9 protein-coding genes are annotated in these 7,733 nt (G+C 66.2%); 6 read left to right on the forward strand and 3 right to left on the reverse strand.

What is annotated here, in order from left to right; translation table 11 throughout:
• The first annotated feature begins 26 nt into the window (after positions 1-26).
• Positions 27-311: a hypothetical protein gene (locus IV112_RS07045; RefSeq protein ID WP_304002237.1), complete on the forward strand. Its 285-nt coding sequence runs from the start codon at positions 27-29 to the stop codon at positions 309-311.
• Positions 312-357: 46 nt separating this feature from the next.
• On the forward strand, positions 358-723 hold the full coding sequence (locus tag IV112_RS07050; protein WP_304002241.1) for a bleomycin resistance protein: 366 nt from the start codon (positions 358-360) through the stop codon (positions 721-723).
• Between the two features lie 27 nt (positions 724-750).
• Here IV112_RS07050 and IV112_RS07055 read toward each other — a convergent pair whose 3' ends face one another.
• From IV112_RS07055 to soxR, 3 genes are all read right to left on the reverse strand, one after another.
• Positions 751-1,230: an LEA type 2 family protein gene (locus tag IV112_RS07055; protein ID WP_296812717.1), complete on the reverse strand. Its 480-nt coding sequence runs from the start codon at positions 1,228-1,230 to the stop codon at positions 751-753.
• 65 nt (positions 1,231-1,295) lie between these two features.
• Positions 1,296-1,946 carry an OmpA family protein gene (locus IV112_RS07060; RefSeq protein ID WP_304002245.1) on the reverse strand — a complete coding sequence of 217 codons (651 nt, stop codon included), beginning with the start codon at positions 1,944-1,946 and terminating at the stop codon, positions 1,296-1,298.
• Positions 1,947-2,131: 185 nt separating this feature from the next.
• Positions 2,132-2,599: a redox-sensitive transcriptional activator SoxR gene (gene soxR, locus IV112_RS07065; protein ID WP_304002248.1), complete on the reverse strand. Its 468-nt coding sequence runs from the start codon at positions 2,597-2,599 to the stop codon at positions 2,132-2,134.
• A gap of 74 nt (positions 2,600-2,673) precedes the next feature.
• Between soxR and IV112_RS07070 the strand changes: the two genes are divergently transcribed.
• The 4 genes from IV112_RS07070 to IV112_RS07085 all read left to right on the forward strand — a co-directional run.
• Positions 2,674-3,111: a RidA family protein gene (locus IV112_RS07070; RefSeq protein ID WP_304002252.1), complete on the forward strand. Its 438-nt coding sequence runs from the start codon at positions 2,674-2,676 to the stop codon at positions 3,109-3,111.
• Positions 3,112-3,217: 106 nt separating this feature from the next.
• A complete protein-coding gene (locus tag IV112_RS07075) occupies positions 3,218-4,378 on the forward strand; it encodes an MFS transporter (RefSeq protein ID WP_304002254.1) in 1,161 nt (386 codons plus the stop codon).
• A 59-nt stretch (positions 4,379-4,437) separates the two neighbouring features.
• Positions 4,438-6,522, forward strand: coding sequence for an ATP-dependent helicase (locus tag IV112_RS07080; RefSeq protein ID WP_304002256.1), 2,085 nt, complete (start codon positions 4,438-4,440; stop codon positions 6,520-6,522).
• 900 nt (positions 6,523-7,422) lie between these two features.
• On the forward strand, positions 7,423-7,733 hold a 311-nt coding region (locus IV112_RS07085; protein ID WP_304002259.1), incomplete at its 3' end, for a hypothetical protein.

Consider the following 7,733-nt stretch of genomic DNA (forward strand, 5'->3'; position numbering starts at 1 on the left):
GCCTGGCCACGCTCAACGGAGGCTCCATGGATAACGTTCTGCTTTTTGCGGCAGGCGAATTGTTCATCGTGATCGTCATGATGGCGCTGATCGCGCGTCTCAACGGCAAGGATCAGGACAGCCGTCACCTCTACTTCGGTTCTGTCGTGCTGACCGCGCTGGCGCTGGTATTCATGCTCGCGATGGCGATGTACTACTGGGCCGATGCCGGTAGCGCCGACCGTGCGCAGAAGCTGTTCGAAGCCTGCCAGCAGATCGTTCCTCCGCTGCTCACGCTGGTGATCGGCTTCTACTTCGGACAGAAGCGCTGAGCGTGCAGCGCCCGCTCCATCGGGCGCTGCTGCGCCGGACCCGCCGATGAGCGACATCCGCTTCGTTGCGGCGACGCCGGTGCTGGCGTCGCTCGACATCCTGCAGACCGTCGATTTCTACGTGAAGCGCCTGGGCGCAACGGCGGTGCACGCAGACCAGGGCGTCTACGGCATCGTGGCGCTGGACGGGCTTCACATCCATTTCTGGGCCTGCAGCGACCGACGCATCGCCGAAGCGACCGGCTGCCGCATCGCCGTCGAGGGCGTGGATGCACTGTTCGCGCACTGCACGCGGCAGGGCATCGTCCATCCGAATGCACCGCTGCATGACACCGCCTGGGGCACGCGCGAGTTTGCCGCGCTCGATGGCGACGGCAATCTGATCACCTTCCACGAGCGCGCCGCGACCTGACATGGCGATCGCGGCGCGGGCGCCGAATTACTGACTTCCGCCGGTCGCAGCCGGAAGGCTGAGCGTGCCTCTTTCGCTGAAGCGCTGCACGCCGAAAGGACCACCGCCCAGCTTGCCGCTCAGCGTGTAGGGCAGGCGGTCGAGGTCGGCGCTGCTGCCCAGTTCCAACGCTTGACGGAAGGCCGACAGGGCCGACACGGTGACCGGCACGCTCACCACCGCCTCGCCGAAACGCGGCACGCTGCCGCGCGCGTCGCTGACACCGGTGGCGAAGGTACGGTCGTTCACATCGAGCTGCAGCGCCAGGCCGTCGTAGTCGATCGGATGGTCGTTCGGGTTCTGCACCCGCAGCTTCAGTGCGAAGCGCAATTCGAATCCTTCGCCCTGCAGCGGTTCCAGCCCGACCAGATTGACGCGCACCGGGTCGCGCGTGCTCAGGCCGGCACAGCCGGACAGCGCGAGCAGGGCACACAGGACGAGGAGCAGACGTGTGGCATTCCGGTACATGGTCACCTCTGTAGTCGTCGGGCCGGGCAGCGGGTGCCGCCCGGCCTTCCTTCATCGGTCGGGACTTACTTGCCCGGTTCGCCGACGAAGATCTCGACGCGCCGGTTCTTGGCTCGGCCGGCTTCGCTGCCGTTGTCGGCCAGCGGTTCGTGCGAGCCGCGGCCGTCGATCACGATACGCGACGACGCTACGCCGCGGTCGGCCAGATAGTTGCGTGCGCTGGCGGCGCGATTGACTGACAGCGGATCGTTCACCGCGTCACTGCCGGTGCTGTCGGTGTGACCGATGATGCGCACCGTGGTGGTCGGATTCGCGTTCAGCGTCTGCGCGAAGCGGTCGAGCACCGGCCGGAAGTTCGGTTTGATGTCGGCGCGGCCGACGTCGAATGAAATGTCGCTCGGGATTTCGAGCTTCAGCTGGTTGTCGGCGGTCTGCACCACATCGACGCCGGTGCCGGCGGTGGCCTGTTCCATCGCCCGCTTCTGTTCTTCCATCTTCTGCGACCAGATATAGGTGCCGATGCCGCCGACCGCGGCGCCGATCAGCGCGCCGCTGCGCGTAGCGCCGCCGCTGCCGCCGACCGCGCTGCCCAGTGCCGCGCCCGCTGCGGCACCCACGCCGGTGCCTATCGTGGTCCGCTTCTGCGTTTCGGTCATGTTGGCGCAGCCGGTGGCGATGAGGGCGCCGGCGGTCAGCAGGATGAGTGTCTTTTTCATGATGTGTGCTCTCCGGTATGCGGGCCGCGTCCGACGCGGCGCCGAGTTGTTCGTGCGCGCTGCGCGGCGCATTGCTGACGCCTTATGTCGCAGCGGCACCTTTGAAGTCTCGGCGATTCCCCGATGTACTCCTGTCAGACAACGCGTACGCCCGATGTACGCACGCGCCGACGTCGGGTCGCGCTTCAGCGTCCTTCGTCGAAATGCGGTCCTGCGCCTTCGCCGGCCAGTGCGTCCTGCGCGTTGCGCAGCGGGCAGGCCTTCAGCGACAGGCAACCGCAGCCGATGCAGCCGTCGAGCTGGTCGCGCAACTGCGTGAGCGTGCGGATGCGTGCGTCCAGCTCCTGCTGCCAGCGCGCCGACAGGCGGCGCCAGTCGGCAACGGTGGGCGTGCGCCGGTTCGGCAATGCCTGCAGTGCTTCAGCAATCGCGGCCAGCGGAATGCCCATGCGCTGCGCCACCTTGATCACCGCGACGCGGCGCAGCACCGAACGCGGATAGCGCCGCTGGTTGCCGGCGTTGCGCGTGCTGTGTATCAGCCCGCGGCTTTCATAGAAGTGCAGTGCCGATACGGCGACGCCGCTGCGTGCGGCGACTTCACCGACCGACAGGCTGACCGTAACGGACTTGTTGCCTTTGGCGAGTTCTGACATTCGATCTCCGGGGGTTGACCTCAACCTTGCTTGAGGTCTGATGCTACGCGTCCTTCCATCGAATGGAGCACACCATGTCTTTGCCTTCCACCGCCGCCCCGAACGGCCGACGCACCCGCTTCATCCAGCCGCAAGGCCTTTACGACGCGACGGCCAATGGCTACTCGCACCTGGTGATCGCCGAAGCACCGGCGCGCCATATATATATTGCAGGGCAGGGCGGCGAGAACGCGCGCGGCGAACTGTCGCCCGACTTCGCGCAGCAGGTTGCGCAGGCACTGCAAAACCTCGCCACCGCGCTGGAGGCGGCGCAGGCGAAGCCTTCGGACGTGGTCAAGCTCACGGTGCTGGTGGTCGATCACACGCAGGAGCGGCTGGGCGTGTTCGTGCAGGCACTGCGTGCGATGTGGGGCGCGGCGCCTCCGCCCGCCTGCACGCTGATACCGGTGCCGCGGCTGGCGCTCGACGGCATGCTGTTCGAGATCGAGGCGACGGCGGTCATCCACGGCTGAGTTGCCCATCGACCTGCACCGCCGCGCGGCGGACGACTACACCTTCCGGATCCAGGATTCCATGCATCGATCGAGCGCTTCTTCGCAGTCCGCAGCACGCGACACCTTGTCGACGCCGGTTCTGCTGCTGATGGCGGTGGCCGCAGGCCTGTGTGCCGGCGGCAACTACTTCAACCAGCCTTTGCTGCCGGCCATCGCGCGCGACCTGCACGCGAACGAGGCATCGGTGGCATTCACCGTGACCATCGCACAGGTCGCCTACGCCTGCGGACTGCTGCTGCTCGTGCCGCTGGGCGACATGCTCGAGCGGCGGGCACTGGCGGTGGGACTCATGCTGCTCGCTGCACTGGGCCAGTTCATCAGCGGCTTCGCCGATTCGCTTTCGCTGCTGTCGACGGGCATCGCGGTGGCCGGCCTGTTCTCGGTGGCGGCGCAGATACTGGTGCCGATGGCGGCGACGCTGGCCGAACCGCAGCGCAGGGGGCAGGCGGTCGGTGTCGTCATGAGCGGTCTGCTGACCGGCATCCTCGCGGCGCGCAGCGTGGCCGGATTGCTCGCGCCGCTCGGCGGCTGGTCGACCGTGTACCGGGTCGCCGGCTTCGCCATGCTCGTCGTTGCCTTGCTGCTGTGGAGGGCGCTGCCGCAATCGCGCAATCCGTCGCCGCGGCCTTACCTGCAGACGCTGGCATCGCTCGGCACACTGTTCCGCAGCCTGCCGCGTCTGCGCAGTCGTGCGCTGCTCGGGGCGCTGTCCTTCGCCTCGGTCAGCGTGCTGTTCTCGACGATGGCGCTGTTGCTGGCCGGACCGGGGCACGGCATGGACGAGGTTTCCATCGGCCTGGTCGGACTGGCTGGGGCGGCCGGCGCGCTGATGGCCAACGTCGTCGGCCGCGCAGCGGATCGTGGTGGCGCAATGCGTGCAAGCGCGATCGCGGTGCTGCTGCTGATCGCGAGCTGGGTGGCACTGCTGTGGGGTGCGGACAGCCTGGCTTGCTTCCTCGGCGGTTTCGTCGTGATCGACATGGCCCTGCAGGGCGTGCACATCAGTAACCAGCACATCGTGTTCCGGCTCGCACCGGAGGCAAGGGCGCGACTCAACGCGGTGTATATGACCTGCTATTTCGCCGGTGCCGCAAGCGGCTCGGCGCTCGGCTCATTCGCCTGGCAACACGGCGGCTGGCCGGCCACCTGCGCGGTCGGTGGCGGGCTCGGCCTGCTCACTGCCGTCGCGCTCGCGCACGACAGGCGCCTCGCGCGGCGAGGCTGACCGGCCGCCGCTTTGTTTGATGTACTGTATATGGATACAGCTATCGAAAGTGTTCCGCCGTGTCCGAATCCAGCACCATCAGTCGCCCCGATTACCTCTCCTCCCTGAACGACGCGCAACGCGAAGCCGCCACCTTCGGCGTTGCGCCCGACGCTCTTGCCGGACCGCTGCTGGTGATCGCCGGCGCCGGCACCGGCAAGACGAATACGCTGGCGCATCGCGTTGCCCACCTGCTGGTCAATGGCGCGCAGCCGGAGTCCGTCATGCTGCTCACCTTCTCGCGACGCGCGGCCGACGAAATGACGCGCCGGGTGCAGCGCATCGTCGCGCAGGTGTCGCCGCGTTTCGCCACGCTGGCCAGTGCCGGCTTCCCGTGGTCGGGCACCTTTCACGGTGTCGGTGCGCGGCTGCTGCGCGAGTACGCCGGACGCATCGGGCTCGATCCGGCGTTCACCATCCACGATCGCGAAGACTCTGCCGATCTGATGAATCTGGTGCGGCACGACATCGGCCTGTCCAGCAAGGCGAAGCGCTTTCCGCTGAAGGGTACCTGCCTGGCGATCTATTCGGCGGCGGTGAACACGCAGTCGCCGCTGGCCGATGTGCTGCAGTCGTCCTTCCCCTGGTGTGCCGAGTGGGAGGCCGATCTGAAAACGCTGTTCCGCGCCTATGTCGAGGCCAAGCAGGCGCAGCAGGTGCTCGACTACGACGACCTGCTGCTGTACTGGGCACAGATGGCGGCCGAGCCGGTCATCGCGCGCGAACTCGGCGCGCGCTTCGCGCATGTGCTGGTCGACGAGTACCAGGACACCAACCGCCTGCAGTCGAGCATCCTGCTGTCGATCAAACCCGACGGCCGCGGCCTGACCGTGGTCGGTGACGACGCGCAGTCCATCTACAGCTTCCGTGGTGCCACGGTACGCAACATCCTCGACTTCCCGCAGCAGTTCGACCCCCCGGCGCGGCGCATCACGCTGGAGCAGAACTACCGCTCGACACCGCCGCTGCTTGACGCGGCGAATGCGGTGATCGGTGAAGCCGACGAGCGTTTCGCCAAGCAGCTGTGGAGCGCGCGCACCGGCACGCAGAAGCCGCTGCTGGTGTCGGTGCGCGACGACGCTGCTCAAGCGGAGTTCGTCGTCACGCAGATACTCGCGCGGCGCGAAGGCGGCATGAAACTGAAGTCGCAGGCGGTGCTGTTCCGCACCTCCAGTCACAGCATGCGGCTGGAGATCGAACTGACGCGCCGGAACATTCCCTTCGTGAAGTTCGGCGGCCTGAAGTTTCTTGAAGCGGCGCACGTGAAGGATCTGCTGTCGGTGCTGCGCTGGGCGCAGAACCTGCGCGACCGCGTCGCCGGATTCCGCGCAATCCAGTTGCTGGCCGGCATCGGTCCGAAGACGGCCGCACGCATCCTCGACAACATCCAGGCTGCGCCGCCGGGTGCTGCGCTGCTGGCCGAGCGGCCAGTGCCCGAGGGCGTGCGTGCCGGCTGGTCCGAGTTCTCGATGCTGGTCGAAGCGGCCGGTGCCGAACGCGCCGAATGGCCGGCCAGTGCCGAACACGTGGCGCGCTGGTACGAAGCGCAGATGGATCGTCTTTACGAGGATGCCGTCGTGCGCGCGGCCGACATCCAGCAACTCGCACGGCTGGCGTCGACCTACCCGAGTCGCGAGCGCTTCCTGACCGAGCTCACGCTGGACCCTCCCGAAGTGACCAGCGACGAGCCGGGCGCGCCGCTGCTCGACGAGGACTACCTCATCCTGTCGACGATCCACTCCGCCAAGGGTCGCGAGTGGAACGCAGTCTCGGTGCTCAACGCGGTCGACGGCGGCATTCCGTCGGAGATGTCGACCGGCAGCCAGGCCGAGATCGAGGAGGAAAGACGCCTGCTCTACGTTGCGATGACGCGCGCGAAGGAACAGCTCGAGCTGGTGGTGCCGCAGCGCTTCTACATCACCGGTCAGGCGTCGACCGGTGATCGTCACGTCTACGCCGGGCGCACCCGCTTCGTTCCGAATCGACTGCTCTCGCTGTTCGAACAGACGAGCTGGCCACGCGTCGACATGGACGGCGTGCCGGCGATGACGGTGGCGGAAGCGCGGGTCGATATCGCCGCGAAGATGCGTGCGATGTGGCAGTGACCGATCGAGGTTTTTCGGCGGTTCGCAGTGTCGCGCACGGCACACTGCATCTAGTAGCGGACCCGGGATCGGACACTACGGGTGCCGTTGACGCGTAAGAAGGTGTTTGCGCGGCGCAACACTCCGACCTCGAGCCAGCTGACGATGTGGACGTCTTTTCGTGCAGGTGTCATTGTTCAGAAAGTGGCTTCGTATAACGGTTTCAGCACGCTCGGTGTTGTTTCGTTGCTGAATAAAATATTCCAAAACAATAAGTTGCGCGGCGCTGAGGTTGAAAATATTTCTGGACTTTTGTGCTGTTTGTTGCTTTAACGGCTCATGGTTGTGCAATACTTTCGGCCCATGAATCAGTCCGTTGCGACGTCATCTTCAAGCCTCACATCTGCTGCCGATTTCGTCGGCGCGTCGGAAGTCCTTTCCCCCGAAAAATCGTCTTCGTTTCTCATGCGTCGCGACACGCTGCGCGCATGGAATCCACTCGACCTCGCGAGTCGCCGTCGGCGCTCTGTGGGTCAGTGCGTCCATCATTCCGGAGTGGTCGGCACATTGATGGCCGGTACGACCTCTCCCTGTTTCGAATGCTCGCGTGTGCTGTCGGCGGTCAGGCCAGCCGACAGCGACGGATGTCACGGTATGGGGCGAGCGAGCCTTCATTAGTCCTGTTGAATGTCGTAAGCGTCCATCGATGGCTTGCGAGTGTGAATCCGGCATCCGGGCGGCATGCGTCGCCCGTGTGTCGTTCGGGTCGTTGACCCGGAGGTGTGCGTGGGAGCAGGTCGCCCGCGCATGTCGTGCGGTGTTCCTGACCGGGCGCACATCGGTGCGTCGTCTCGAACAGACCTTCCGCCACCGGAGGGGCTGAGGTGCTGTCCAATCCTGTTATCCGAGAGGAGAGAAGTCATGGCTGAAGCTGAAGCTAAGAAGGGGGCGAAGAAGGCGAGTGCCCCGGCGAAACCTGCTGCGAAGAAAGCCGCACCGGCCAAGGCCGCTGCCAAGCCCGTAGCGAAGAAGGCTGCACCCGCGAAGGCTGCTGCAAAGCCGGCGGCGAAGAAGGCTGCACCGGCGAAGGCCGCTGCGAAGCCGGCAGCGAAGAAGGCTGCACCGGCGAAGGCCGCTGCAAAGCCGGCGGCGAAGAAGGCTGCACCGGCGAAGGCTGCTGCAAAGCCGGCCGCGAAGAAGGCTGCACCGGCGAAGGCCGCTGCAAAGCCGGC

The sequence above is a fragment of the Methyloversatilis discipulorum genome (assembly GCF_018780585.1).
In the GTDB taxonomy this organism is placed as follows: domain Bacteria; phylum Pseudomonadota; class Gammaproteobacteria; order Burkholderiales; family Rhodocyclaceae; genus Methyloversatilis; species Methyloversatilis discipulorum_B.